Origin of the sequence: Roseateles albus (assembly GCF_028595345.1) — a bacterium.
GTDB classification, from domain to species: Bacteria; Pseudomonadota; Gammaproteobacteria; order Burkholderiales; family Burkholderiaceae_C; genus Paucibacter_A; species Paucibacter_A albus.
On sequence record NZ_JAQQXT010000019.1, the window covers coordinates 45494 to 71085 of the forward strand.

Consider the following 25592-nt stretch of genomic DNA (forward strand, 5'->3'; position numbering starts at 1 on the left):
CAGCCCCCTCTATTCACCTAGCCAGCAAAGCAGCGAAAAAAGCGATGAAGTTCTTCCCCCGCGAGCGGCGGTTCTGGCTCTATCACGGCGCGGCCATGGGCTTTATCGCGGCGGTGACGCTGCTCAGCATCCTCTTGTTTGGGCGGCTGGACGCCAGCAATCTGGCCAACACCCTGGCCTGGACGGCGCCCTACACGTTGGCGGTGCTGGGCTTTCGCTGGCTCTATTTGCGGCGCGGCTGGGCAGGGCTAGCGATGGGGCGCCTGATCCCGGTCGTCATCGGCTACAGCAGCCTGAGCGGTGTGGCCGTGATGGCGGCAGTGGCGGCCATGGTGATGCCTTTCTTTTGGACCCAGATCAGCGGCGGGCGGGCGGATTTCGACGCCCCGAGCTTTCTGCTGCGCAACATCCTCAGCAATGGTCTGCAGGCCCAGCTCTTCATCAGCGCCTGGGCCTTTGTCTACATCAGCGCCGCCGCCGCACAGCGCGCCCGCGAGGGTGAAGTGCAAAATCTTCAGCTGCAGATGAGCTTGAAAGCCGCGCAAATGAGCAGTTTGACCAATCAGCTCAAACCGCATTTTCTGTTCAACGCGCTGAACAATATCCGCTTCATGATCCATGAAGACGGCGACCGTGCCGACGCGATGATCGTGGCCTTGTCCGAGCTGCTGCGCTACTCGCTGGAGAGCAGCCAGCAAAGCAAGACCCGTTTGAACCAGGAGTTAGCCATCATCGAGGCCTATGTCTCCATCATGCGCACCCAAATGGAGGACAGGCTGGACTTCAGGCTCAACGCAGCGCCCGCGCTGATGAGCTGCCTCTTGCCGCCCATGGTCTTGCAACTCTTGGTCGAGAACGCGATCAAACATGGCCTCGACCACTTGCCCCAAGGCGGCACACTCAGCGTTGAAGTGATCGACGCCGGCGACAAGCTGCGGCTGCTGGTCAGCAACGACTCGCCACTCAATGCCGCCACCACGCCGGCCGGGCAAGGACTTGGCCTAGGTCTGCCCAATATCGAGCGGCGCCTGCATTTGCTCTACGGCGAGCGTGCGGCGCTAGGCATCAAATCGACTCCAGGCCATTTCCAGGTCGAACTCAGCCTGCCCAAGGAATTCAGCTGATGAGCAAAACCAAACTAAGAGCCTTGGTGATCGAGGATTCGCGGCTGGCTCGCGAAGGCCTGGTGCGCATGTTGGGCGCCTTTACCGAACAGATCGAGGTCTTGGGTCAGGCCGATAACGCCGAAAACGCGCGCATCCTGATCGAAGAGCTGCGGCCCGACCTTCTTTTCCTCGACATCCACATGCCCGGCGACAGCGGCTTCGAGTTGCTGGAAAAGCTAGCCTACACGCCGCGCATCGTGTTCACGACCGCCTTCTCCGAGCACGCGATCCGATCCTTTGACTTCAACACGGTCGACTACCTGCTCAAACCGATCAGCCCGCTGCGGCTGGCGCAAGCAGTGGCCAAACTGAGCGCCGAGCCGGAGTTGGCTCAGACCGGGCCCGAGGCCGAAACCGAACCCAAACCGGTGCTGGACCTCAACAGCAAGATTTTCATCAAGGACGGTGACCATTGTCACTTGCTCGCCCTGCCCTCGATTCTCTACATTGAGAGCTGCAAGAACTATGTGCGGGTGTTTTTCACCCAGCCCGCAGGTGAAACCAAGAGCGCCTATGTTAAAAAGTCCTTGAACCAGATCGAGGAACGCCTGCCGACTCAGCTGTTTTTCCGCGCCAGCCGGCAGCATCTGGTCAATCTGCAAGCCATCAAAGGCATCGCGGAGTCGATTCGCGAGGGCTTTGAAGTCACCATGATCGACGGCAAGCGCCTGGAGGTCTCGCGCCGCAATGCGGCCGAGCTGAAGGAGCTGCTGAGTTTTTGAACCGCCAAGCCACACACCCTCATGTCCATCAAACCGCTGCTGCTCAAACTGATCGCCTTCAAGACCTGGGCCAATCAGGATCTATTTCCGTTGGTCATCGGCCTGCATGAAACCAGCCAAGCGCAAGAGCGGCATAACGCCACCCGCGTGCTGAACCATATCTATGTGGTGGACAAGATTTTCCACGGCAATCTGCAAGGTCTGGCGCATGGTTATACCGGTCTGAACACAACGGAGACACCGGCGCTGACCGATCTGTTCGAAGCCCAGCAGGCGGCCGACCAGTGGCTGGAGACTTATGTGCGCGGACTCGGTGACGCGGAGCTGGCCGAAGAAGTGGCCTTCACTTTCGTTGACGGCAAAGCCGGCCGCATGACGCGCGCGGAGATGCTGATGCACCTGATCACGCATGGCGGCTATCACCGCGGTGCCATCGGCCGGATCTTGTTCCAGGCCGGTGTGCAGCCGCCACCCGAGACCTTGACGACATTCATGCACCGCGCCTTGTGAACAGATCGGGCGCCAAACAGCAGCTGCCGCTGCTGCCGCTGCTGTTTGGCGCCCTCGCCATCGGCGCCGGCCTGCTCGGCCGCCTGGTGCTTGACCAGGGGCAAGTGATAGCCCCAAGCGGCACGACAGGCATGCTTTTGTGGATACTGGCGCCGGCCCTGTTGGGCTTTGTGTTCAGACGGCGGGACGCCGCGACCCGGCGGCCGGCCCAGGGGGGCTACTTCGCTTGGCACGGGCGCAGCGCCAGCGCCGCTGCGGTGGCTGCACTTGCTGCGGTCTTGGCGGTCGGTCTGGTGATCGCCATCGGCTTAGCTTGGGGCAGCCTGATGCTGCGGCCGAAGCCGCTGGCCTTGGCGCAGTTGCTGCCGAGCGCGCTCGGCATCGCCTTGTTTGCCTTTCTGGAAGAGTCAGGCTGGCGCGGCTATCTGATGCCCAGCCTGCTGGCGCGAACCTCGTACTTGCGCGTGCTGCTGCTCGGGGCCTTGATCTGGTTTGCCTGGCACCTGCCCTATCTGGACCTGCTGACGGCCGCCTACTCCAGCGAGTCGCTCCGGACGCTGGCGCCGCGCCTTCTGCTCGGTGTGCTGGCGATGCAGTGGCTCTATATCGAGTTGTTTCTGCGCTGGCCATCGATCTGGCCGGCCTTTGCGCTACACGCGAGCATGAACATCAGCGCGCAGCTCGCCCTGGCCGGCGGCTTGGCGCTATCCGGCCCGCAGGCCTGGCTGTTCTCGCCGAGTGCCGATGGTCTGCTCGTGATGGCTCTTTGTACCGCCATTGGCGGCGGGCTGTACCGAGCGCGAATGCGCAACGCCAAAGTTGCGTGCCCGGAGTGAGGTCTTGTGTCGCGTCGACCGGACCTTGATTTCGATCCTCACCTGAGCACTTGGCTGCCTGTTAGCATCTTCGACACTGCACCGCCACCAGGACGCAACCATGTTGCGAGCTGAATGATCAACAGCTACGCGTTTTTGCTGACCACAATCAACAGCCTGTCCGAGCATATTGTTGTTATCGATCGCACAGGTTTGATTCGATTCGTCAATAGGGCCTGGACCGAATTCGGGCAGGAAAATTTATGTCCGACGATGGACTGGACCGATGTGAACTATCTCGCTGTCTGCGACAGTTCCGCAGACTACGGTGAGGAATTCAGCAGCGCCGCCGCAAAAGGCATCAGAAATTTAATCGCAGCAGGGCAAGGCGTCTTCAATTTCGAATATCCCTGCAACAGCCCCGATGAAATTCGCTGGTTCATGATGACGGTAAAACCGTTTGATTACTTGTTGGAAACCTATTTCCTCATTTCTCACCAAAACATCACAAAAAGAAAAGTAGCGGAAGAAGCGGTCATGGCGCTATCCCGCCTTGATGGTCTGACCGGCATTTTCAATCGACGTTGGTTTGATGAGTTTCTAGCGGCGGAATGGAATCGATGCGCCAGGCTGCAAGCACCCATCAGCTTGGCCATGATAGATATAGATTTTTTCAAACTGCTCAATGACCATTATGGACATCAAGCGGGGGATGATTGCCTTATACGTATCGCCGAAACCTTGTCTAACCAAGGGAAGCGCCCGGGGGACATCTGCGCCCGCTACGGTGGCGAGGAGTTTGTCTATGTCTTCGGCAATACAAATATTGAGCAAGCCATGGTTGTCCTCGACCGACTCATGGCAGAAATCCGGCAGTTGCAGATTCCAAATGAAAAATCGACGGTTTTGCCGACCGTGACGGTCAGTATTGGTTTGGCCATGATGTGCCCGCAGGAAACCAATACCCTCAAAGAATTGATCAATCTAGCCGACAAGCGGCTGTTCGCCGCAAAACTCAAGGGCCGCAACCAAATTGTCTCGACCTGAGGTGAGCTTACGCGGCGCCCGCTGAGAGCAATTGCGCTGGGCGGCATTGGGCCGCAAGCCTCGCCCTCACCTGCCTATTTCTGAGCCTCAATCCAGCGTTCGACCTTGGCCTCAAGCACAGGCAGCGGCAGGCAGCCCTCGCCGATCACGGCGGCATGAAAGGCGGGCAAGCTGAACTTGGCCCCCAAGGCCTTGCTGGCGCGCTGGCGCAGCGCCGCGATCTTCATGGCGCCGATCTTGTAGCCCAGCGCCTGGCCCGGACTGGCCATATAGCGCTCGATCGCGCTGGTCGCCTCATCCAGGTCGTAGCCCAATGTCGCCTGCAGGTATTGGATGGCCTGCTCGCGTGTCCAGCCCTGCGCATGCAGGCCGGTGTCCACCACCAAGCGAGCTGCGCGCAGCAGCTCCGAATTGAGATGGCCAAAATACTGCACCGTATCCTCATACAAGCCCATTTCCTGACCCAGCGTTTCGGCGTAGAGCGCCCAGCCCTCCATGAAAGCGTTGTTGCCGCCAAACTTGCGGAAGTCCGGCAAGTTCAACTCCTGCTGCAGGGCGATCTGAAAGTGGTGGCCGGGGCGCCCCTCATGCAAAAACAGGCTGCTCATCTGCGTGCTGTCATAACGGCGAGGATCATTGACCACCGACCAGAACACGCCGGGCCGCTGGCCGTCGGCGCTGGGGCTGGTGTAGTGGTCTGACGCCGTCGCTCGTGTCAACTCGGGCTCAGGTCGCACCTCCAGGCCAGCCTTGGGCATCAGGCTGAACAGGGCCGACAATTTGCCGTCCAGCTGGCGGTCGAGCCGGCGAAACCAGTCATTGACTTCATCCGCGCTGTTGAAGGGACGAAAGCGGTCTTGCACAGCAACCCATTGCGGCAAATCAGCCGCCGGCCCGCTATAGCCCAGCTTCGGCCCCAGCAACTCAAACTGCTGCTGTATGCGCGCCACTTCGGTCAGGCCGATGGCGTGAATCTGCGCCGGGTCCAAAAGGCTGCCGGTGGCGCTTGCGACGGCTGCCCTGTACCATTTTTCGCCATTCGGCAGCGCGCCCAAGCCGGCGCTGCTGCGGCTTGCCGGCAGATATTCGGTTTGCAAAAACTGCGCCAAGCGGGCCAAGGCCGGGTTGAGATGTGTGTCGATTTCGCGCCGGTAGGCGGCGCCAAGACGGCGCCACTCGGCCGCCGAAAAGCCCGCCGTCGCACCTGCTTCCAGGCGCTTGATCGGGCTGTAGAAAACACTCGCCTCGGCCGTGCTGCTGACAATCTGTTGATGCTGCGGCAGAGCCGCGACCACCAAGGCCTTGGGCGGCACGATGCCGGTCTGTATGCCCTCCCGCATATTGGCAATGGCCTGATCTATCCAGGGCGTCAATTGCCTGAGTCGATTCAGATAAGCCCAGTATTGCTTAGGCGTTGAGAGCGCTTGAGGACCGTCACCGCTGGAGTAATTGGCCAGTTGCACCGGCACGCTGTCCTCTTGGTCGATCGGCAATAGATGGGTCGGGAAAGGCTCGAAAGACAGGGCCTCGGCCAGTTCGTAATCGAGAATTTCGTAGTTGATGCGGTCTGCCTGCCCAAGCTGCGCCGGCTTGATCTGCTGCAGGCGCGCAGCAAATTGGCGGTACAGCGCGTATTGCTTGGCCTGCAGATGCGGTGCAATGCTGAGGCCGAGTTGGTCGTCGAATCGCTGATCTCCGCTCGCACTTGCCCCCAGCGGCTCGTACCGGCTCCTGGCGAGGTAGTAGTCGGAAAGCAGCTGCTGCAAGCGCTTGGCCTCTTGCTTGCTGGCGCTTGCCGCCGGCGGCCTTGCGGAGCCGCCAGGGGCGGCGCTGATACTGTTACCGCTGGTACCGCTGGCAGCGCTGGCAGCGCTGGCGCCAAGCGGTGCCAGCGCCAGCAGCAAGACCAGCGCACCTAAAGCCAAGGCAGCCACGCTATTTCTATTCTTCATATAAAGGCAAGCAAGATCGACGAAAGACAGCTGCGACGGCGCTCCAGACCGGGTGCCCACGGTCACGCTGAAGTACGCCGGCAGGGGAGCATCTGAGCCACCGAGAATACCGCTTGGGCAGCGGAGTATTTAGGCCCATTCAAGCAGAAGCTGGCCCGGTCGAGCGCTCAAAGCTCGACGGCACCGCGAACATCTGCTGCAAGGCGGCGCGCACGCGCAACAAGCGAGGGTCGTCGGCGGACGCGTCGTCGGTGGTGTCGTTGAGGCAGAAAAAGTCCAGCTCGCCCTCGGCCGCAATCAAGGCCTGTAGCGCGGACTTCGCCTCGGTGTCCTCATGCGCGGCGCCGGTGGCCAAGAACAGATGGCGATAACTGCGCAGCTTGGCGCAGCCGCGGCTGAGCGACCAGCGCATCACGAAGTCCGACACAATCGTCGGCTTGTTCCAGACCCTGAAAACCGTCGAGCGAACCGTTCCGAACAGCTCCGGGGCCAGCTCCTCCAGCTCAAACAAGACCGAGCGCAGCATCGGCCGCGGGGCATGGGCAAAGGTGCGAAAGATCGGCAGATAGCTCGCCACGGGCTGCTGTGGGCTGGCACTCAGCCATTGATGCGAGAGCCGGCAGGCATTGTCCAGCGCGGTCGCGTCGGCCCGCATCGGCTCATCACTGACCGGCGCCTCGTCAGACCATGCGGTGTAGATGCCGCCGGGCCAAAACCAATCCTCCAGGCGCAGCGGCGCGCCCAAAAAGACATCGTCGTTCAAATAGAGAAAACGCTCCGACAGCCCCGGGATCCGGTGGATATAGGACTCGATATGCCCGGAGTCAAAGGTCGGCAAGGCGCCGGCCGGCATCAGCGCGCTGTGGTCGATGACGGTCAGGCGCTCTGACTCGATCAACCAGGCCGGCCGCTGCCCATCGGTGACCAAATAGACATGGCCATGTGCAGGGAAGTAACGCTCTAATGCGCGCAAGCTGTAGCGCAGCTCATCGTTGTCACGAAAGCGCCCTTCGACATTGCCATAAACAGCCATGGCGTCGCGGTGCCCCGCACACAGGCGCGCTGCCGCCCGGCGACGTTTGCGTCGCCAAGCGGGGTCGCTACCGTCTACCCAGAGGTAAACAATATCAACAGGCTCGGTTGCGCTCACCAATTTCGGCATTCATGCCATCAAGGGCAGCAATGGCGACAGGGGCGCGAGCGCGCCGAGTCACCGAGCCTTTGCCAGATTTGCGCCGGCAATTAATTGAAAGTCAGGGGCGAAATCTTGCTGCCGTTCAGGCTCAGATTGCCCATCAAGCCGCCATTGGTCAGCGCGAAACCAATGATGGGCTGCTGCGCCGTTTGGGTCGAGACATTGACGCCCGCGCCCACATTGACGAAGGTGATGGAACCATCGACGCCGGCCGTCCAACCTCTGCTGGCTTCAAAACTATTCAGGGCTTCTTGCGTCATGAACAAGATGAACACGCCTTGCGACTGCGCGCCGGCCAGCAAGCCTACCGAGGCCTCGGTCATGCGGAAGTGAGCGGTGCTCTTGCCGCCCTTGCGCAGCGCGCCCGTGCCGCTGGCGCCGCCGACGATAAAGCCTGCCGACACGAAATTAGGGAACACCAACACGCCCTTGGCGGAAGCCACCAATTCCTTGGCGTTGGAATTTTCCTGGAACAGACGGGCCAAAGAACTCTCAACCGCCGAGTCGATCGCTGCGCGCTGAGCGGCCGGGTCGCCCGAGGCACCGCCGGTGGTGCTGCAAGCCGTGCTCAACAAGGCAACAGCTGCCAAAGATGCGCCGGTAACGAGGAAGTTTCTCTTGTTCATGGATGTAGTCTTTCTAATGTTCGGACTTCGGAGTGAACCCACACCAAAGGGTGTGCGCTGGGGCAGGCGTTTGTGCCGGCCCCTCTGGACTTGGCCATTGCGGAGTACGCAGACCGAGTCGATCTAGTGTACGCAACTTGCACTGCGATTCAAGCGTTAGCAGGACTAGCGGCCATTGGCCTGGGCCTTTTTGCCACAGTGCCTGTCATTTATGATTCATCAATGACTGTCATCAATCGGCGCACCAAGTCTTTGCCGCACATCTCAAGGCCACGGATCTGCCGCGCGCGCGTCAAAGTGCTGGAGCTTGGGGTTTGAGCTTGAGCTGGCGCCGTTGGGCATGGCTGGCTGCGGGCTTGATCGCCCTGCCAGCGGCCCTGCTCGTCGCCGCCTTCATGCTGGAGTTGGCGATCGATATATCGCCCGGGCGCCAGTCGGCGCAGCGCCATGCGACCGAAGCCCTGGGCCGCCCGGTGCTGACGCAAGGGCCGCTGGTCTTGAAGCTCAGGCGCAGCCTCGGTATCGAGCTGCAGCTCGGTCGGCTGCGGATTCAAAACCCGGCCGGTTTTAGCCAGGCCGACCTGTTGGTGCTGGACGATGCGAGTGCCGAACTGGATCTCATCGAGGCCCTGCGCGGGCGGAGTCCGCTCAAGCGCGTGGAGGTCGGCAGCGCCGCCCTGCTGCTCGAACGCAAGGCCGATGGTCACGGCAACTGGGCGGCAGGCCACTCCCCCGCCACGAACACTGCGCCCGCAGACCTCGACCTCGCGCCCTTCAAGCTGCACCGGCTGAACCTTCGTTATCAAGACTCCGCCAAAGCCCATCAATATGAGCTGGCGCTGCAGGAGCTGAGTGGCAGCGCCCGGGCCGGCGAGGATGTGCAGCTGTCTATGCTTTGGCTGCCGGCCGCGAAGAGCTCAGCCGAAGCGAAGCCGCCGCTGAGCCTCTCGATAGCAGGCGCTCCCCTGGCCGGGCTGTTGACGGGCCAGGCGCCTTGGCCCTTCCAGCTGGCCGCCAATTTCGACGGCGCCAGCCTGCGCGCCGAAGGCCAGGCCCAGCTACAAAGCAGCCCCAAGATCAGCTTGACCGCGCTGAGCGCAAAGCTGGGCGACACCGAGTTTGAGGGGCGGCTGACGCTTGCGCTCGACGCCGCGCGCCCCCGACTCAGTGGAGATTTGAAGTTTGCGACGCTGGATCTGCAGCCCTGGTTGCCAGCGCGGGAGTCCGAGCCGCCCGCCGCAGGACCACAGCCCTTTGCCCTGCGCCGCCTGGTGCCGGCCGGCGTGGATCTGCAGTTGGATCTGAGCGTGGACCGCTGGCTTGGGCTGCCGGTGGAGCTGGGTGATAGCACCTTTGCCTTGCGCAGCGAGGGGCAGACGGCAAGCCTGAAGTTCAATGCGAAGGCTGCCGGTCTGCCCTTTGACGGCCAGCTCGACCTGGACACCCGCCCGGCAAGCCCAAGGCTGGCGCTGCAATTGGGGGCCGCAGACCTGGCGCTCGAGCCCTTGCTGCAGCAACTGGACAGCAAGAGCGACGCTGCGCCCCCAGTCCATGGCCAGCTCGGGCGGCTGGACCTGCGCCTCAGTGGCAGCGGCGAAACGCTGGACGATTTGCTGCCCCGGCTCGAGTTTTCGCTCGCTGCGGCAGCGGCGCGCTTGAACATCCCCAGGCCCGGCGGCAGCGACGGCAACAAGGCCGCAGCGCCGCTCACCATCACGCTCGATCGCCTGAGCATGGCTGCTCGCGCAGGTGGGCGCCTGAGCGGGCAGGCAAGCGGCAGCTTGCTCGGCCAAAGCGCGCTGCTGTCTGTGCGCGCAGGCTCGCTGGAGCAGCTGTGGCGCGAGCTCGCCGCACCGCTTGAGCTCGACCTCAAGCTCAAGCCCTCGCAGATGAGCTTGCGCCTGCAAGGCCAGTTCAAGCCGAGTGCTTGGCGCGACACCGCCTTGAGCTTCGCCTTCAAGGCGCCCAGCTCCGGCGACCTAGCGCCTTATTTGAGCCTTGCACCGACGTCCAGGCTTGCGGTCGACTTCAAGGGGCAGCTGCAGCTCAGCGATGCGGCGCTGCAGCTGAGCCATGCCCAACTGAAGCTTGGCCGCAGCGCGTTGCTGCTGGACGCCTACCTCAGCCGCGTCGCAAGCGCTGCAGACGGCCACGGCCAGATCAGCCGCGCCACGCTGCACAGCCCCTTGCTCGATATGGCCGAGCTCTCGACCCTGCGCGTCGTGCCCAGGCAACAGCCCACACCCCGCTCCTTGGAGCCCTTGCTCGCATCTATGCTCAGCTGGCCCGACGCCGACCTGGACCTGAGCCTGCAGCGCGTCGTGCTGGAGCGCCCCGATCTGGCCGAGCTCAAAGACCTGCACCTGCAAGCCCGGCTGCGCGATGGGCGCTTGGCTCCGTCGGCGCTAGGCGCAAGAATCGCCGGCCAGAAGCTGCAAGGCCAGCTCGCCATGGACCCGCGCGCCGAGCCCTTCAGCGCCAAGCTCGAACTCTCCAGCAAGGCCATTGACATCGGCGCCTTGCTGCGCGGGCTGGGTGCGGCCGACGCCCTCGATGGCAGGGCCGACGCTCTGCAAGTCAGCTTGAGCGGCCAGGGCAATAGCGTTCGCGAGTTCTTCGGCCAGGCTGCACTGGAGGCCCATATCAGCGGCGGCAGCGTCAGGGTCATCGGCGCGGGCCGGCGGCCCGTGACCGACATCGCCATCGAACAGGCAGTCATCCATGCTGCGGCCGGTCAGCCGCTGTGGGTGGAGCTGAACGGCAGCGTCGACAAAACTCCGCTCAAGCTCGGCGTGCGCGTCGGTACGCTGGCGGGCTTCACCCAAGTCGATGAGCGCCTGCCCTTCTGGCTTGAGGCGCAAGGCGCCGGCACGCTGCTGCAGCTCGAAGGTCGGGTGGCCTTGCCCTTGGGACGCGAGGGCGACCTGACCTTCGAAGTCAGCGGTGACAGGCTCGACAGCTTGAACGCGCTCCTGCGGGTCAAGCTGCCGCACTGGGGGCCCTGGCGGCTGCGCGGGCCGGTGCGCATGAACGCCGATGGCTACGAATTGGAGCAGCTGCGCCTGCGCGTCGGCGACAGTCAGCTCGGCGGCAGCGGCAATATCGACCTGAGCGGGCCAAGGCCGCGCCTGGATGCCCGCCTATCCGGGCGCAGCGTTCAGTTGGCCGACTTCCCGACCCCTGAGCTCAGCGATGAGGCAGAGCAGGCGGCGCAGGCAAAGGCTGAGGGGAACGGCAGCGCCATGTTCAGCCTGCGCAACAGAATCAGCAGCGTGGCCAGCCGCGCCGAGGGCTTGTTGAGCGCGGGTTTCTTGCGCCGCTTCGACGCCAATGTCGATGTCGTCGCCCGCGAGGTCTTCTCCGGCGAGGACCGGCTGGCCGACGGAGAGTTACACCTGAAGCTCAAGGACGGCCGCCTGCGCCTGGACCCTGCCTTCGTCAATCTGCCAGGCGGCGGCATGCGGATGACGGCCACGTTTGACCCAACCGGCGAGCAAATCGAGTTCAAGGCGCAAACCGTGATCGAGCGCTTTGACTACGGCATCATTGCCCGCCGCATGGGCCGCGAGGGCAATGTGCAAGGCCTATTCAGCATGAATCTGGACCTGGCCGGCAAAGCGCCCACCCTGGACACCGTGCTGCGCGCGGCCGATGGCAAGATCGATGTGGCTGTCTGGCCCAGCAATCTGCGTGCCGATGTCTTCAACCTCTGGTCGGTCAATCTGGTTTTGAACCTCATACCGCTGTTTGATCCGGGCGGACAGCCGCAGGTGAATTGCGTGGTGGCGCGCTTCGACCTCAAGGACGGCAAGCTGACCGAAGACAACCTGACCATAGACACCACCCGGGTGCGCGTGCATGGCAAGGGCTTTGCCGACTTGGCGACCGATGAGTTGTCTTTTGTGTTCCGCCCACGCGCCAAAGGCTTCGCCCTGTTTCGCCTGCAAACCCCCTTGCGCGTCAGCGGCACCCTGAACAACCAGCGCATCGGCATCCACCGGGGCGACCTGATCGGCTCGACCATACGCTCCGTTCTCTCGCCCGTCTGGCTGCCCATAGAGCGGCTGATGCGGGGACCGAATCCGCCCGACGGTGCAGACATTTGCACCGACCCCTTGCGCGCCAGTGGCGGCAATATGCCGCGCTGATCTCGCCTATGATCGGCGCCGCCTTTGCCGGAGCGAAGACGCTTCATTACCCATCACCGCCTGCGCTGCGATCATGAACAAACTCCATCTCCTTTCAGCCGGCTTGGCTGCCCTGGCGCCATTGAGCGCCGCAGCGCAATCTTGCACCGAGATCCAGCTCGACACCGAGCGTTTGGCCTGTTACGACAGAGCGGCCGGCCGTGTGAATGCTGCTGTGCCTGCTGCTGCGCCGGCTGCAATTTCGGCGCCAGCAGCCGCTGTGCCCACCGCAGTGGCGACATCAGCCCCGACACCGGCGCCCTCATCGCCCCCCACCAAATGGACCGGCCAAACTTTCTCTGAGCGCTTTCAGCTCGACCCCGAGACCAAGGATGGCCTCTTCAAGGTCAAGCCCCATATGCCGGTCTATGTCTTGCCGCTCAGCTGGCGCCAGCATGTCAACCGCAACCCCAGTTCGGCCAACCCGCGCAACAACGCACTCGGTGCGGGCGAGACCAATAAAAACCTTGAGGCCAAGTTCCAGCTCAGCCTGAAGACCAAGATGATGCAAAACATCTTGGGCAGCGAGATCGACTGGTGGGCAGCCTATACACAGCAGAGCTTCTGGCAGGTCTATAACGCCGAAGAGTCCCGCCCGTTTCGCGAGTCCAATTACCAACCCGAGACCTTTGTGACCATGCCGCTCCGACTGGGCTCGGAATCGTTTCAGCTGCGCATGCTCAATCTGGGCCTGGTGCACCAATCGAACGGCCAGACCGACCCCTTGTCGCGCTCCTGGAACCGCATCTACGCGACCCTGGGGGCCACCTCTGGCGGCTTGAGCCTCTTCGTCAAGCCCTGGTGGCGCGTCAAAGAGAAGGCGGAGACCGACAACAACCCCGACATCAGCGACTACGCCGGCCGCATCGAGGTGCAAGCGATTTACAACTTCGGCGAACATATCGTCTCGGCCACGCTGCAGAACAATCTGAAGTTCAACACCAGCACACCGAACCGCAGCAATGTGCAGATTGAATGGGCCTTCCCCTTGTTCAGCGAGCTACACGGTTATGTGCGCGGCTTCGGCGGCTATGCGGACTCGCTACAGAACTACAACTTCCGCAACAACGGCATCGGCCTAGGGGTTTCCCTGGTGCAGTGGCGCTGAGCGGCGCTATATGGCCTTAGGGGGGTGGTTTTGTCATCGAGGCATGGGTAATATGTTGCAATGCACAAAAACACCTCCCCCCAAAGTCGCAAGCCCGTCCTCGTTGATCTGGCACTCCAAGGTGGAGGTGCCCACGGCGCCTTCACCTGGGGCGTGCTGGACCGTTTGCTGGAAGAAGAATGGCTGACATTTGACGGCATTTCCGGCACCTCGGCCGGAGCGATGAATGCCGCGGTGATGGCCAGCGGCCATGCCCATGGCGGGGCCGACGGCGCCAAGGCCGCGCTGGAAGATTTCTGGAAACTGGTCTCGGACGGCGCCAAATTCAGCCCGATGAAGCGCAGCATCATGGACATCATGAGCGGCCAGTGGACGCTGGATAACTCACCGATGTACCGGGCCGCCGAGATGATGACGCAGGTGTTCTCGCCCTATGACCTGAACCCCAGCGGCAAGAACCCGCTCAGCGACATCCTCGCCAAGACGGTTGATTTTGAGTGCCTAGCCACGGCGCCGATCCGCTTGTTCATCACCGCCACCAATGTGCGTACCGGCAGCGGCCGGGTGTTCCGCAACGCCGAGATCACGCCCGATGTGCTGCTGGCCTCGGGCTGCTTGCCGACCATGTTCCAGTCGGTCGAAATCGACGGCGAGTTCTACTGGGACGGCGGCTACTCGGGCAACCCGACCATCACGCCGCTGGTGCGTGAATGCCAATCGCGTGACACGATTCTGGTGCAGATCAACCCTATCGTGCGCGAGGCCATCCCCAAGACCGCGCGCGATATTAGCAACCGCCTGAACGAGATTTCCTTCAACGCGCCGCTGCTCAAAGAGTTGCGCATGATCGCGCTGCTGCATCAATGCGCCGATGCGGACAGCGGCGAGGGCGGGCAATGGGCGCGCATGCGCATGCACCGCATCGCCACCGACCGCGTCACCGAGCTCGACTCCAGCTCCAAGATGATCACCGAGTGGAAGTTCCTCTGCGGCTTGCGCGACGAAGGCCGGCGCACCGCCGAGCTGTTCCTGCAAACACATGGCGATTCGCTGGGTGTGCGGTCCTCGCTGGATCTGAACGCCATGCTGGAGGTGCAGTAACCATGGGCTTGCTCGGCATACTTTTAGGCTTGGGCCTGCTGGTCTGGCTGGCGTTTCGCGGCTGGAGCGTGTTGGGCTTAGCACCCGTCGCCGCCCTGATAGCGGCCGGATTCGCGGGCGAGCCCTTGTTGGCGCATTGGACGCAGACCTTTATGGGTTCGGCGGCCGGCTTTATCGCCCAGTTCTTCCCGCTCTTCTTGCTTGGCGCGCTGTTCGGCAAGCTGATGGCCGACAGCGGCTCGGTCAGCGCAATCGCACAGTTCATCACCGAGAAACTGGGCAGCAAGCGGGCCATTCTTTCAGTGGTGCTGGCCGGTGCCCTGGTCACCTATGGCGGCGTCAGCCTGTTCGTGGCGATGTTTGTGCTCGCACCGATGGGCCAGGCGCTGTTCAAGGCCGCCAATATCCCGAACCGCCTCTTGCCGGGTGCTGTGATGCTGGGCACGGCCACCTTCACGATGTCGGCCCTGCCCGGCTCGCCGGCGATCCAGAACGCGATCCCTATGCCGTTTTTCGAGACCACGCCCTTTGCCGCACCGGGCCTGGGCTTTATTGCCGCCGCCATCATGTTCGGCTTTGGCATGTGGTGGTTGAGCCGCTCGGAAGCGGCTGCGCGCCGCAACGGAGAGGGTTTTGGCGGCCCGGCGGCTACTGCCGCTGATGCCGCCAGCGACACCATGGTGCGCGAGCGCGCCACCGCCTCGCGCGAGTTTGACCCGGCCGAGCTGGAACATGGCGCTCGCAGCCCGCAACTGCCCAGCATCGGCATCGCGCTGCTGCCGCTGATCGTGGTGATGGCGGTCAACCTGACCATGTCGCTGCTGGTGCTGCCGCGTCTGGACACCAGCTTCCTGGCTGAGCCGCGCTGGGGCGGCACGACCATCGCCAGCGTCGGCGGCGTCTGGTCGGTGCTGATGGCACTGGGTGCTGCGATCCTGGTCTTGTACGCCTTCAATCGCAGCCGCTTGCAGAGCTTGCGTGACACGGTCGACGCCGGCCTGAATGCCGCCGCACTGCCCATCATCAGCGTGGCCAGCCTGGTCGGCTTTGGCGCCGTGGTGGCGGCCTTGCCGGCCTTTGCGGCGGTGCGTGAGTGGGTGCTGACCATCGAAGGCGGGCCGCTGGTCGGCCTGGCGATTGCCACCAATGTGCTGTCGGCGCTGACCGGCTCCGCCTCGGGTGGTTTGACGATTGCGCTGGGCGCTTTGGGCGAGACCTATATGGAACTGGCCTACACCTATGGCATCGACCCGGCGCTGATGCACCGTGTGGCGGTGATCGGCGCCGGCTCGCTCGACAGCCTGCCGCACAATGGCGCGGTAGTGACCATGCTGGCCGTCTGCGGTGCCACGCATAAAGAGAGTTACTTTGATATCGTGATGGTCGGCATCGTCAGCGCGATCCTGGGCCTGATTGCGGTCGTCGTGCTGGGCTCGATGTTCGGTTCGTTTTGAGCTTGGCCCTAGAGCCTTAGCAACGATCGCTGCATGCGCGATCGCTTGACCAGGAGTTTTTGCGACATGTTGAAGGTTTTAAATGCCAGCCGCTACTTGGTCATGGCGGCCGTGATTGGCTCCTTGCTGTCAGCGGTGGCGCTGTATGCCTACGGGCTGATCGACACGCTGGTGGTGATCACGCGCGCGCTGAGTTCGGCGGAAGTCTCGACCAAAGGTGCCAAGGTCTTGATGCTCTACTTCATCGAGATTTTTGATTTGTTCCTGCTCGGCACCGTGATGTTGATCCTGGCGCTCGGGCTCTATGAGTTGTTCATCAACCCGGACCTGAAAATGGCGTCCCGCTTGCAGATCAACACCTTCGAGGATCTCAAGAGCACGCTGGTGACGGTCGTGATTGCCGTCATGGCGGTCACTTTTTTGGGGCACATCATGTCCTGGGACGGCGCCGCCAACCTGCTTGACATCGGCGTGCCCGTGGCCCTGGTGATCGTGGCCCTGAACTTCTACCTCTGGGTCGCCAAAGGCGCCAAGAAGTAGTCCTTGAACGGGCTACGGGCACAAAGCGCCTGGACGAAAAAACGGGCCCAGCGGGCCCGTTTTGCATTGAGAGCTAAAGCCTTACTTGACCGCAATGATCTGGCGGCCCTTCAGCTGCTCGATGATCAAGTTAGCAAACGGTGGCGCTTCTTGGGCCACCGAGCGCGGGTTGAAGGTCGTGGTCGTGACGGCCCACACCAGACGGCGTGTGTTCACGTCAAACAGCTTGGTCTCGACGGTGGCCAGATCGTACTGACGAATTTCTTGCACCGGGAAGCTGCCGCGCGAATGCATGCCGCCCCAGGTGTTGGTCGGGCCCCAGGAGTTGTGACCCCAGCCCATGCCGCCATGCACCATGGTGGTCGAAACTTGGGTGCGGGTGTCCACGCCCAGCACGCGGACCAGCAACAAGCCTTGCGCACCCGTGCCCTTCACGGCCGCCTCAAAGTCGGCCTGCGACAGATTCGGGTCATCCAGGCGCAGCGTGTGGCCCGCCACCGCGTCCACACCCGTCGCGCGCATGCGCTCGACGAACACCTCTTCCACCAAGCGATCTTCGGCAACCGAGTTGACGCTGCCGGCCACGACGATCTTGCTCATCGGCGGGCCCTTGAAGTCGGTGTCGAACCAAGCCGAGCGTACCGACGTAGATTGGCAGCCGGTGGCCAGCGCCGCGACGGCCAAGACGGCCAAAGTAGAAACAAACTTCATGCTGATTACTCCTGTGTAAAACGAATCACGAACAAGGGAAAGGAGGGGTCAGATCAGGGCTTCTCTGTCGCCGATTCAACCACCATGTCAAGCACATACAGATAGGGCGCGCCGCCGCCCACAGCCGCACGGTCAAAGCGCTTCAGGCGCAGCACATTGCGTACGCCGGGCTGGTGGGTATAGCCCTCGATGGTTTCGGCGAAGGGCAGCCAAGCGCCGGGCGTGCCGACGGTCAAACCTTGCTCATCAAAGCGGCGCTCGCGCACCTGCAAACATTCGGCGTTCGCGCCCTGGGCATTCTTGCAGGCCACCGTTCTCGAGTTGACCTCCATGAAGACCCGCGTCGCTTGGCCGTAACGCGCTTCTGGCGTCATTTGGCCAGTGAAGAACAGCGTCGCATTGGCGGGACTGGTCAAGCGCAGCGTCGTCGCCGCACCGGCCAGCACCTCACTCTTCAACGGTGCAGCAAGCAGCTCCGCCAAGGCCGCATCGACCTTCATGGCGGCCGGCTCGCATGCCATCATCGTCGAGGCCATGCGGCTGAATCCCAGCTTGCCTTCGGCATCGACCTGGTAGCCACTCATCATGCGGTTGCAGCCGCCTTCGATATTGAATCGTCCTGCGTTGAAGCTGAAATGGATGGCGCGCGGGCTGGCGGCCGGCAGGCCTGCAATCGGCTGGCCCTGCGCGTCCGTGGCCCAGACCAAGGTCCAGCGATGTGCTTCAAGCGTGCGCGGCAGCTCGGTTGCGGGCAGCGGGTTCAAGCGCGTCAGCTGGCGCTGCCCGTCTTGCGGCCAGGTTGCTGCGGCGCCGGTGGCCAACATGGCGAGCCGGCCCTCGCCGACCAAGAGTTGGCGCCCGCCGCCCTGCTCGTCGAGCGTGATGGCGTTGCCGTTGGCATTCCAACTGAAACGCCCACGGGAAACCTTAGGCTCGGGGTCGCGTTCCAGGTATTGCACCGACAACTCAAAGCTCTCGTCACGATTCAGGCGCAACCTCGTCTGCAAGCCGGGGCAGTTAGCACAGGGCAAGGTGCCCGCGTAAGTACCGGCCCAGTCGAGCGCATTGCGGCTGCTGTGGGCGGGGTCAGGCATGGCGGCCTTTGGCGCGCTTTCAGTCAGCGGCGCACAGGCCGAGAACACCGCAATAGCCGCAACAGCCAGAGCAGTCAGCGGTAGCTTGAACCATCGAGTTTGCATCGTCATCAAGGTCTCCAAAGTAATCGGGGGGCAACTGGTGCATCAGGCCGGGCGCCGAAAGAAAGACGCCGTCTCGAACGTCGCCGGCGCAAAACCGCGCCCGTTCAATTTGAGGCTGCGCTTGAGCACAAAATCAAACAGCAAGACATTGGTCTCGCGCAAGCGCCGCAGCGGCTCGAGTGCGGCCGGGTCCAGCATGTTCTGCTCAATCACGGCCTTCAGGTAAATCAAGGGCACGATGCCGGGCAGCGGGTAATCGGAGCCATTGACCAGTCGACCATGCCAATCGGGACGTGCCAGCAGCTTGGACAGCACGTTCATCCGGTTACCCTGCGTGACCGCGGCGATGTCGCCCAACAAATTGCTGCGATAAGCCGGCTCATCCATCAGCCGCGCAAACAGCTCAAAATTTGGCAACTTGGCGCCGCCTGCGCGGTCCGTATCCTCACCCTCGCCGAGCGAGGCGCAATGCGCAATCACGACCTTGACTCCGGCGTCAAGCGGGCGCCGCAGGCGCAAGGGGTTGCCCAGATGCTCGCCAAAACCGTGTACCGCGCGCTCATCCCCGGCATGGGTGATCAACGGGATTTTCAAGGCCGCGAGCTTGGCGAAGTAGCGATCACAGCGAGCGTCGGCCGGGTCTATATTCTGGGCCGAGGGCAGCCATTTGACGGCCCTGGCGCCGCGCGCGGCAGCGGCGTCGAGCCGGTCAAGCGCAGCGGGGTCGTAAGGGTGAACCGACGCCACCCACTCGATATGAGCGGAATGCTTCTGGGCCAGGCCGGCCACATAGTTGTCGGGCACATGGAAGGTGGAGCGCTCAGGCATGGCGAGGCCCGCCTCATCACGCGCCCAGTCGAAGCCGAACAGCATGACCTTGAAGCCCGGCGCCATGGCCCGGCATTGCGACAGCAAGCGTTCGACAAAGCTGGCGTCGGCGCGGCCGGACGACTCGTCGACGCAGGACGCGTTGACGTACATCGCTTTTTGCGCGTAGCCGACCGGCTTCCAGATATTGTTCAGGCGCGGGTTGAACCACAGACCGCTGCCCGAGGCGCCGTCACCGAAGGCATGGCAGTGGCTGTCCCAGACCTTGCTGGCATCGATGCCTCGCCAAGCGGCCTGCACCAAGGGATGCTCACGCAAGTCTGCCGGTAACTCCGGCACGCAGGGGTTGAGCACCCCATCGCGCAAAGAGAAGTCACAGCCGCTCAAGAGCATGCCGGACCCTACAGCGGCGGCAGCTGCGCCGACAAAGCCACGTCGCTTCATACGGCGCCGACCTCAATCACAGTTGCTGGATGCCGTTGGCCGACACGCGCACGCGGTCGCCAATGCGCAGCGCTGGGGCAGATGTTTGCTCAATGGTGGCACGGCTGCCGTCGTCGTAACGCACGCCGATCTGCCAGACGATGGTTTGCTGCGAAGCCATGTGATTACCCGCCATCGCGCCGGCGCCCGCGCCGACCACGGTCGCTGCCGTCTGGCCACGCCCGCCGCCCACCTGGTTGCCCAGCAGACCGCCGATGACCGCGCCGGCAATCGCGCCGCCGGTGGCATTGCCGTTTTGCACCTGGCCCTGGACGATGGACTCGACCACGCCGTCACGTGATGCAGGCTGGGTCACTTGAAACGCGGGCGGTGTGCTGCAAGCCGCCAGCATCAGCGTCAAGCCGGCCGTGAACACGGTGGCGGCGCGTCGAATGGTTGAGAAATTGATCATTTGGTTACTCCAGTGAAAAAGAAATTGAACGCTACAGCTTACTCGGGAATCGAGTTCAGCAAGTACATCGCCGACAGCAGTCCGGTGGGGCGCCCCAGCTTGCCCAGCCATTGCGCGAAGATGACTTCGATGTCACCGCTCACATAAACCTGCGTCAACGCCTTATTGACTTCCAAACGCAGGGCCGAGTCATTGCGCGGCAGAGCAAAGGCATAGGGCTCGATTGAAAAGTCCTCGGCCACCAAGGCGAGCTTGGCCGGCTCCTTGGCTTGGATCGCCAGGCCCACCAGCTTGACCTTGTCGCTGGCCACGGCGTCAACCGTTCCCGCCTCCAGCATCGCCAGGGCGCTCGCCCCATCGTTGACGGGCACCAGGCCGGCATTGACCAGGCGCAGTCGCAAGGCATCCGCAAGACGCGTTGCGGTCGTCGTCCCCTTGATCACGGCAACCTTCTTGCCGGAGAGATCACTGACCTGGTTGACGGGGGAGCCGGACTTGACCAGCAAGCCGCCGCCATCGATGAAGATCAGATTGGAGAAGTCGACATGAGCCAAACGGCTCTGGGTCTGGCTGGAGTTGGCGCAGTCCAGATCGGCGCGGCCGCTGGCCACCATTTGCAGACGCTCGCTGACCGAGCCGGCAATCCATTTGATTGCCAGATCAGGCTCGCCCACCGCACGGCCAATCTGTGCCACCACCCGTTTGCACAGCTCAATCGAGAAACCCAAGGGCGCCTTGTCGGGACCATCAAAGGAGAAGGGCAAAGAATCGGCCGAGTAAGCGATATTGATGGTCTTGGCCGCCTTGATCTTGCCCAAGGTGTTGGCGCCGCCACTTGACGTGCTCTGGGCCTGGGCCGTAGCGCCGATGGCGCATGCCGTTATCAGCAGCGCAGCAAAAACAGTCTTGACCATGCAAACCTCGATTTGATTGAAGAGATAAGACAGCGCCGTGCGGCCTGGGTATCATGCGCGGCCGGCTGCGCTAAGTGCGCTTCAGTGTACAGCGGAGTAGCGCGTTAGCGCCGACCTAAAGGCGGCATGAAGGCGGCTTGAAGGTGGCTTGAAGTCGCCGACAAGCTGTGCCCAACAGGAGAGAAACTTGAGTTCATCGACTGCCCTGCGGCGTTCATTGCGGCACTCACTGCAAATCAGCCTGCTCGGCCTGCTGGTCTTGCTGAGCGCTTGCGGCTCATTGCCGCGCAATCCGGTGCCGCCGCGGCTGTCCACCGCCGCGGCGGTACCCGGCATGCCCGATATTCGTGCCAGAGCGGGCCTGCCCAGTGCGGCCATGGAGGCGGATCTGGCGGCCTCGTTCAAAATGGAATCTCCCAATGACTTTCCAGCCAGCGCCGATGGTTCGGTCCGTTATGCGCATCTGGCCCTGTCGGGGGGCGGCGCCAATGGCGCTTTCGGCGCGGGCTTCATCAATGGCTGGACCAGCAGCGGCACCCGCCCCGTCTTCAAGATCGTCACCGGCGTCTCCACCGGCGCGCTGATGGCGCCCTTTGCCTTCCTGGGCCCGGCCTATGACCCGGCCTTGCGCGAGTTCTACACCACCACCAGTTCGCGCGACATCTTCAAGCTGGGCTCGCTGCTGCGCCAGTTGCTGTCCGGCGAAGCCTTGGCCAGCACCGAGCCACTGGCGGCCATCATCGAGCGCAATGTCGATGCCAAGTTTCTGGGCCAGATAGCACTTGCCCATGGCCAGGGCCGGCGCCTGTACATCGGTACCGCCGACCTCGACGCGCGCGCCTTTGTGATCTGGAATATGGGCCTGATCGCCAGCAGCGGCCGACCCGAAGCGCTTGAGTTGTTCCGCAAGGTCATGCTGGCCTCGGCCTCGATACCGGTCGCCTTTCCGCCGGTCTACTTCAAGGTGGAAGTCCAGGACGAGGGCAGCGGCGAAGGCAGGGCCGAGCCGCGAAGCTATGACGAGATGCATGTCGACGGTGGCGTCGGCTCACGCGTCTTCGTCAACGGCGGCGTCTACCGCTCATCGGTCATTCAAGAGCGAGGCGGCCTCGGCGCCGGCCATGAAGATTTCTATGTCATCCACAACGGCCAGTTGCTGCCGGTGCCCGACCCGGTTGCCCGCAGCATGTCGGCGATTGCCATCCGCGTGCTCGACGCCACCGGCCGCGTCGCGGTGCTGGGCGATTTGTTCCGGATTTACGGCCATGCCCAGCAGTTCGGGGCCGGCTTTCGCTGGGTCACCATTCCCAATGACGTCAGCATGACGAGCGCCGAAACCTTTGACCCCGTGCAGATGAATATGCTGTACCAATTTGGCTATCACATGGCCCAGTCTCGCGAGCCCTGGGCCACCGCCCCGCCGGGGCGGCAAGGCGATCCAGCGACTAGCGACTAGGACATGCCTGCCCTTAGCCCTTACTGATGCGTAAGGCCTGAACCCAAGCAAGGGCCGAGCGCCAGGCCGCCCCAAGCCAGCCCGCCATGGCGATGTTGACGCGGCTCGCTGCCGCGTCAATCGCCGCCCCCACGGGGGGGGGCCGGCCAGGCATGCCCGCGTCCAGCGAGGCGAGAAGCGAGAAGCGAGAAGCGGGAAGCGGGGTTCGGGCCGAGCGCCGGGCCGCCCCAAGCCGGCCCGCCATGGCGATGTTGACGGGGCTCATAGCCGCGTCAATCGCCGCCCCCACGGGGGGCCGGCCAAGCACGCCCGCGTCCAGCGAGGCGGGCTTGGACGGGGGGCTCACATCAACGCCAGATCGCGTAGCCCAAGCGCAGCGCCCAAGGCTCGCGCTTGTTGTAGTTCAGCAGCGTCTCACCATAACCAGTGAAGTACTGGGCCATCAAGTAACCCGATAGTCCGGGGACAAATCGATTCAGCGGATAGGTCGCCTGCACATCGGCGCTGAAGGCCTTGGCCAGCGTGCCCTTGCGCAGATCCATGGCAATCTGCCAATCATTTTTCTTGCCGTAGGTGAAGCGGAAATCGCCGTAGCCCCGGTATTTGCCCATGTCCGGGTTTTCGGACTTGTCGAGATAGGCATAGAGCTTGGGCTCGAAGGTGGTGTGGAAACCCGCGCTGTCACCGAAGGTGAACAAGGGCTTCACATACAAGATGTCAATGCTGCGCGACTTGGCGTCGAGGTCATCACGGCCATTCGATTCATGCTCGTAGCCGGCAGCAAAGCCGACCTCATTGCCACCTACGCGCCAACCGGTGCTGGGTGACTGATAGAAAAAGCCAGGCTTGTACTTGGTGTCCACAAAGGGCTTGGAGTCGCCGGTCAAATCCCAAAAAGCCGTTTGGGTATAGCCCAGGTACAGATTGTCGACAAAGCGGCGCGAGAGCTTGTCGGCCGGCTCGTACAAGCGCAGCCTGAAGCTGATCTGGAACTTGGCATTGGCTTCGATGCCGGGGCCAACTGCGGCAAACATCGGCTCGTTGAAGCTCAGCCGGCCTTGGTCTTGCAAATTGGGGTCGCTGTCCGCGCGCACGGCCAAGGTCGTGACGGCAGGCGCGCTGGCCGCGTCCAGAGGCGCGGCAGCAATTGCGGCAGATGGGGCCGCCGTCGATGCAGGTGTAGGTGAAGCGGAAGGTGTCGACAGTTGCACCAGCATCGCCGGCGCATCAAGGTCCAGCGCGTCGATGCGCACGCGTCCGCGCAGATTGGCCGGCAACTCGCCCACATAGTTGATGCGCAAAAACTCGCCCGGGTGCAGATCGATTTGCGGCGGCAGCGGGGACTCGAGCCGCAGGTTCACTGCAGTCAGCGCACCCAGGTCCGGTGTCAGCGTCACACGCAGAACTTCAGGCAAGGCGTAGGAACGCGGCTCGGCCTCGGCACTCAGCATCAGGCTGAGCTTGAAGGGCTGAGTCGGGTCCAGCGTGCGGCTGGGGGCCAGCAAATGGATATCGGCCCGAGCAGCCAGCGGAGTCAGCGTCGAACTCAACAGCAGCAGAGCGAGCAGACGATGAGGTGTCAATGATTGCTTGTGCATGGAGCCTCTGCGCGAATAAACCATAAAAAAGCCCTGCAGACCGGAAGTCAGCAGGGCCTTGTTCAGCAGCCAGACATCAAGCCAGTGCTTTGGCCTTGAGCTTGGCGAACTCGTCGGCGCTGATGGTGCCGGCGTCGAGCAAGGCCTTGGCCTCGGCAATATCGGCCGCCGGCGACTTGCCCGCCACGCCCTTGATATAGGCTTCGGTCTCGGACTGTGCACGCTTGATGCTGGCGTGCTGACGGCTGGACATGCCCTTGCCGCGCGCGACGATGTAGATGATCGCCGTCAGCATAGGCACAAAGATCAGGCCAATGATCCACAAGACCTTGGAGCCGCCGCCCATCTCGTCATCGCGGAACAAGTCCACGACGATCTGGAACATGATGATCAGATAGGCCACAAACACAAAGGCCGAAATCATCAGCAGGATCGAGTCCCAAAAATTGCTCATAGCAGTCCCTCAAATGGTTTTACAAAAAATAGGTATCGTCACCAGCGCTGTCGCTCAAATGGGCGCAGCGCTTGGCATATCAGCGATAACACAGCAGTTCGGCGCGCAGTCTACACGCGCGCAGTGTCGGCGGGGACAAAAAACCAGTCCTCACCGATTCAAGGTTAGCCCAAACTCGACTCAGGGATAAACCGTTTGTGCAGCATCACATTGCGCCTGCACATGCTCTAGCAGCTGTTGCGCCAGCGGGCTCAACTCACGTGCCCTTATCCATACTGCGGCCACAGGCTTCTCGGCGCAATGAAGGTTGATGGGCAGACGTGACAAGCGGTAGCGCTTGTCGCCAAACTCGAAGCGCGAGCGCATGCCGAAGGACAGCATGCCGCCATGCTGAGCCAGGCCGACCTGCACCGGCACCGAGTAGGCCTCCACAGCAGCACGTGGCATCGCCAAGCCCTGCTCAGCCAGGCTGCGAAGCACGAACTCATAGAAGACACAGTCCGGCGGCGGCAACACCCAGCGCTGCTCCAGTAACTCGGGCCAGCACAGGCTCTGACGTTTGGCCAAAGGGTGATCCGCTCCGGCCATCACCATCAAGCGCTCTTCGAAAAGCGACTGCGCCTGCAGGTCCACATCGAGCTCGAACAGCGAAAGCCGCAACAGCGCCAGCTCAATATCGCCTCTGCGCAGGCGTTCCAGCAATTCGGCCTCGCGTGCCTCGACCACGGTCACCGCGCTATGCGGCTGCGCCGCGCACAGACGCTTGATCGCGACCGGCAAAAACGGGATGGCCGGCATGGGCACCGTGCCAATGCGCAAGGTGCCGGTAGCGCCGCTGCTCAGGCTAGCCAGATCTTGCGCCGCGTGGCGCAGCTCTTCAAAAACGGCCATCGCGCGCGGGGCGAAGCTCAGACCATAGGCGGTCGGCTCGACCCCACTGGCCTGACGCTCGAACAGCTTGACGCCCAGCATCTGCTCCAGCCCGGCGATCGACTTGGTCACCGCCGGCTGCGTCAAGTGCACCGCCGCAGCCGCCTTGTGAAAACTGCGCAACTGGAACACGGCCAGGAACACGCGCAGCTCGCTCATCTTCAAGTGTCGAGGCAAACGATGA

22 protein-coding genes are annotated in these 25592 nt (G+C 62.8%); 11 read left to right on the plus strand and 11 right to left on the minus strand.

Annotation, left to right across the window (positions count from 1 at the left end):
* Positions 1-44 precede the first annotated feature (44 nt).
* The 5 genes from PRZ03_RS22105 to PRZ03_RS22125 all read left to right on the plus strand — a co-directional run bounded on the left by PRZ03_RS22105 (position 45) and on the right by PRZ03_RS22125 (position 4260).
* Complete coding sequence (locus PRZ03_RS22105) at positions 45-1124, plus strand: sensor histidine kinase (RefSeq protein WP_273602294.1); 1080 nt, start codon at positions 45-47, stop codon at positions 1122-1124.
* A complete protein-coding gene (locus tag PRZ03_RS22110) occupies positions 1124-1888 on the plus strand; it encodes a LytR/AlgR family response regulator transcription factor (protein WP_273602295.1) in 765 nt (254 codons plus the stop codon). The genes PRZ03_RS22105 and PRZ03_RS22110 overlap by 1 nt, the downstream gene beginning before the upstream one ends.
* A gap of 21 nt (positions 1889-1909) precedes the next feature.
* A complete protein-coding gene (locus tag PRZ03_RS22115; protein ID WP_273602296.1) occupies positions 1910-2398 on the plus strand; it encodes a DinB family protein in 489 nt (162 codons plus the stop codon).
* On the plus strand, positions 2395-3234 hold the full coding sequence (locus tag PRZ03_RS24000) for a CPBP family intramembrane glutamic endopeptidase (protein ID WP_273602297.1): 840 nt from the start codon (positions 2395-2397) through the stop codon (positions 3232-3234). The genes PRZ03_RS22115 and PRZ03_RS24000 overlap by 4 nt, the downstream gene beginning before the upstream one ends.
* A gap of 114 nt (positions 3235-3348) precedes the next feature.
* Complete coding sequence (locus PRZ03_RS22125) at positions 3349-4260, plus strand: sensor domain-containing diguanylate cyclase (RefSeq protein WP_273602298.1); 912 nt, start codon at positions 3349-3351, stop codon at positions 4258-4260.
* 74 nt (positions 4261-4334) lie between these two features.
* Here the strand turns inward: PRZ03_RS22125 and PRZ03_RS22130 are convergent, their stop codons facing one another.
* The 3 genes from PRZ03_RS22130 to PRZ03_RS22140 form a co-directional block, all read right to left on the minus strand.
* The gene (locus PRZ03_RS22130; protein ID WP_273602299.1) at positions 4335-6212 is read right to left on the minus strand and encodes a DUF885 domain-containing protein; all 1878 of its coding nucleotides are present in this window, start codon (positions 6210-6212) and stop codon (positions 4335-4337) included.
* A 139-nt stretch (positions 6213-6351) separates the two neighbouring features.
* Positions 6352-7374, minus strand: a complete 1023-nt coding sequence (locus PRZ03_RS22135; protein ID WP_273602300.1) for a stealth family protein — start codon at positions 7372-7374, stop codon at positions 6352-6354.
* Positions 7375-7454: 80 nt separating this feature from the next.
* Positions 7455-8033 (minus strand): BPSL1445 family SYLF domain-containing lipoprotein, encoded by a 579-nt coding sequence (locus PRZ03_RS22140; protein WP_263534324.1) that lies wholly within the window; start codon positions 8031-8033, stop codon positions 7455-7457.
* Positions 8034-8347: 314 nt separating this feature from the next.
* Between PRZ03_RS22140 and PRZ03_RS22145 the strand changes: the two genes are divergently transcribed.
* The 5 genes from PRZ03_RS22145 (at position 8348) to PRZ03_RS22165 (ending at position 16423) form a co-directional block, all read left to right on the plus strand.
* Complete coding sequence (locus PRZ03_RS22145) at positions 8348-12181, plus strand: AsmA family protein (protein ID WP_273602301.1); 3834 nt, start codon at positions 8348-8350, stop codon at positions 12179-12181.
* A gap of 73 nt (positions 12182-12254) precedes the next feature.
* On the plus strand, positions 12255-13328 hold the full coding sequence (locus PRZ03_RS22150) for a phospholipase A (protein WP_273602302.1): 1074 nt from the start codon (positions 12255-12257) through the stop codon (positions 13326-13328).
* Between the two features lie 60 nt (positions 13329-13388).
* The gene (locus tag PRZ03_RS22155; protein WP_273602303.1) at positions 13389-14429 is read left to right on the plus strand and encodes a patatin-like phospholipase family protein; all 1041 of its coding nucleotides are present in this window, start codon (positions 13389-13391) and stop codon (positions 14427-14429) included.
* 2 nt (positions 14430-14431) lie between these two features.
* Positions 14432-15883 (plus strand): GntP family permease, encoded by a 1452-nt coding sequence (locus PRZ03_RS22160; RefSeq protein ID WP_273602304.1) that lies wholly within the window; start codon positions 14432-14434, stop codon positions 15881-15883.
* Positions 15884-15949: 66 nt separating this feature from the next.
* Complete coding sequence (locus PRZ03_RS22165; RefSeq protein WP_273602305.1) at positions 15950-16423, plus strand: YqhA family protein; 474 nt, start codon at positions 15950-15952, stop codon at positions 16421-16423.
* Positions 16424-16504: 81 nt separating this feature from the next.
* Here PRZ03_RS22165 and PRZ03_RS22170 read toward each other — a convergent pair whose 3' ends face one another.
* Genes PRZ03_RS22170 through PRZ03_RS22190 form a run of 5 tightly spaced genes read right to left on the minus strand, consistent with a single transcriptional unit; the run spans position 16505 to position 20970 of the window.
* The gene (locus PRZ03_RS22170; RefSeq protein WP_273602306.1) at positions 16505-17134 is read right to left on the minus strand and encodes a DUF4136 domain-containing protein; all 630 of its coding nucleotides are present in this window, start codon (positions 17132-17134) and stop codon (positions 16505-16507) included.
* Between the two features lie 53 nt (positions 17135-17187).
* Positions 17188-18339 carry a copper resistance protein NlpE N-terminal domain-containing protein gene (locus PRZ03_RS22175; RefSeq protein ID WP_273602307.1) on the minus strand — a complete coding sequence of 384 codons (1152 nt, stop codon included), beginning with the start codon at positions 18337-18339 and terminating at the stop codon, positions 17188-17190.
* Between the two features lie 36 nt (positions 18340-18375).
* On the minus strand, positions 18376-19605 hold the full coding sequence (locus PRZ03_RS22180; protein ID WP_273602308.1) for an amidohydrolase family protein: 1230 nt from the start codon (positions 19603-19605) through the stop codon (positions 18376-18378).
* Between the two features lie 16 nt (positions 19606-19621).
* The gene (locus PRZ03_RS22185; protein ID WP_263534315.1) at positions 19622-20056 is read right to left on the minus strand and encodes an outer membrane lipoprotein; all 435 of its coding nucleotides are present in this window, start codon (positions 20054-20056) and stop codon (positions 19622-19624) included.
* 38 nt (positions 20057-20094) lie between these two features.
* Positions 20095-20970: an amino acid ABC transporter substrate-binding protein gene (locus PRZ03_RS22190; protein WP_273602309.1), complete on the minus strand. Its 876-nt coding sequence runs from the start codon at positions 20968-20970 to the stop codon at positions 20095-20097.
* 187 nt (positions 20971-21157) lie between these two features.
* On the opposite strand from PRZ03_RS22190, the gene PRZ03_RS22195 reads away from it, so the two are divergent.
* Complete coding sequence (locus PRZ03_RS22195; protein WP_273602310.1) at positions 21158-22426, plus strand: patatin-like phospholipase family protein; 1269 nt, start codon at positions 21158-21160, stop codon at positions 22424-22426.
* Between the two features lie 347 nt (positions 22427-22773).
* Here the strand turns inward: PRZ03_RS22195 and PRZ03_RS22200 are convergent, their stop codons facing one another.
* The 3 genes from PRZ03_RS22200 to PRZ03_RS22210 form a co-directional block, all read right to left on the minus strand.
* Positions 22774-24024 (minus strand): phospholipase A, encoded by a 1251-nt coding sequence (locus PRZ03_RS22200; protein WP_273602311.1) that lies wholly within the window; start codon positions 24022-24024, stop codon positions 22774-22776.
* A 76-nt stretch (positions 24025-24100) separates the two neighbouring features.
* Positions 24101-24478 (minus strand): SHOCT domain-containing protein, encoded by a 378-nt coding sequence (locus PRZ03_RS22205; protein WP_273602312.1) that lies wholly within the window; start codon positions 24476-24478, stop codon positions 24101-24103.
* Between the two features lie 180 nt (positions 24479-24658).
* A complete protein-coding gene (locus tag PRZ03_RS22210) occupies positions 24659-25567 on the minus strand; it encodes a LysR family transcriptional regulator (protein ID WP_273602313.1) in 909 nt (302 codons plus the stop codon).
* Positions 25568-25592 lie beyond the last annotated feature (25 nt).

What these genes read in the sequence shown, in the direction of transcription:
- PRZ03_RS22190 (WP_273602309.1), bottom strand. Translation starts at nt 20,970, where the DNA reads ATGGTCAAGACTGTTTTTGCTGCGCTGCTGATAACGGCATGCGCCATC.
- PRZ03_RS22170 (WP_273602306.1), bottom strand. Translation starts at nt 17,134, where the DNA reads ATGAAGTTTGTTTCTACTTTGGCCGTCTTGGCCGTCGCGGCGCTGGCC.
- PRZ03_RS22200 (WP_273602311.1), bottom strand. Translation starts at nt 24,024, where the DNA reads ATGCACAAGCAATCATTGACACCTCATCGTCTGCTCGCTCTGCTGCTG.
- PRZ03_RS22175 (WP_273602307.1), bottom strand. Translation starts at nt 18,339, where the DNA reads ATGACGATGCAAACTCGATGGTTCAAGCTACCGCTGACTGCTCTGGCT.
- PRZ03_RS22105 (WP_273602294.1), top strand. Translation starts at nt 45, where the DNA reads ATGAAGTTCTTCCCCCGCGAGCGGCGGTTCTGGCTCTATCACGGCGCG.
- PRZ03_RS22185 (WP_263534315.1), bottom strand. Translation starts at nt 20,056, where the DNA reads ATGATCAATTTCTCAACCATTCGACGCGCCGCCACCGTGTTCACGGCC.
- PRZ03_RS22110 (WP_273602295.1), top strand. Translation starts at nt 1,124, where the DNA reads ATGAGCAAAACCAAACTAAGAGCCTTGGTGATCGAGGATTCGCGGCTG.
- PRZ03_RS22140 (WP_263534324.1), bottom strand. Translation starts at nt 8,033, where the DNA reads ATGAACAAGAGAAACTTCCTCGTTACCGGCGCATCTTTGGCAGCTGTT.
- PRZ03_RS22150 (WP_273602302.1), top strand. Translation starts at nt 12,255, where the DNA reads ATGAACAAACTCCATCTCCTTTCAGCCGGCTTGGCTGCCCTGGCGCCA.
- PRZ03_RS22180 (WP_273602308.1), bottom strand. Translation starts at nt 19,605, where the DNA reads ATGAAGCGACGTGGCTTTGTCGGCGCAGCTGCCGCCGCTGTAGGGTCC.
- PRZ03_RS22115 (WP_273602296.1), top strand. Translation starts at nt 1,910, where the DNA reads ATGTCCATCAAACCGCTGCTGCTCAAACTGATCGCCTTCAAGACCTGG.
- PRZ03_RS22135 (WP_273602300.1), bottom strand. Translation starts at nt 7,374, where the DNA reads ATGCCGAAATTGGTGAGCGCAACCGAGCCTGTTGATATTGTTTACCTC.
- PRZ03_RS22125 (WP_273602298.1), top strand. Translation starts at nt 3,349, where the DNA reads ATGATCAACAGCTACGCGTTTTTGCTGACCACAATCAACAGCCTGTCC.
- PRZ03_RS22155 (WP_273602303.1), top strand. Translation starts at nt 13,389, where the DNA reads ATGCACAAAAACACCTCCCCCCAAAGTCGCAAGCCCGTCCTCGTTGAT.
- PRZ03_RS22205 (WP_273602312.1), bottom strand. Translation starts at nt 24,478, where the DNA reads ATGAGCAATTTTTGGGACTCGATCCTGCTGATGATTTCGGCCTTTGTG.
- PRZ03_RS22160 (WP_273602304.1), top strand. Translation starts at nt 14,432, where the DNA reads ATGGGCTTGCTCGGCATACTTTTAGGCTTGGGCCTGCTGGTCTGGCTG.
- PRZ03_RS22210 (WP_273602313.1), bottom strand. Translation starts at nt 25,567, where the DNA reads ATGAGCGAGCTGCGCGTGTTCCTGGCCGTGTTCCAGTTGCGCAGTTTT.
- PRZ03_RS22165 (WP_273602305.1), top strand. Translation starts at nt 15,950, where the DNA reads ATGTTGAAGGTTTTAAATGCCAGCCGCTACTTGGTCATGGCGGCCGTG.
- PRZ03_RS22130 (WP_273602299.1), bottom strand. Translation starts at nt 6,212, where the DNA reads ATGAAGAATAGAAATAGCGTGGCTGCCTTGGCTTTAGGTGCGCTGGTC.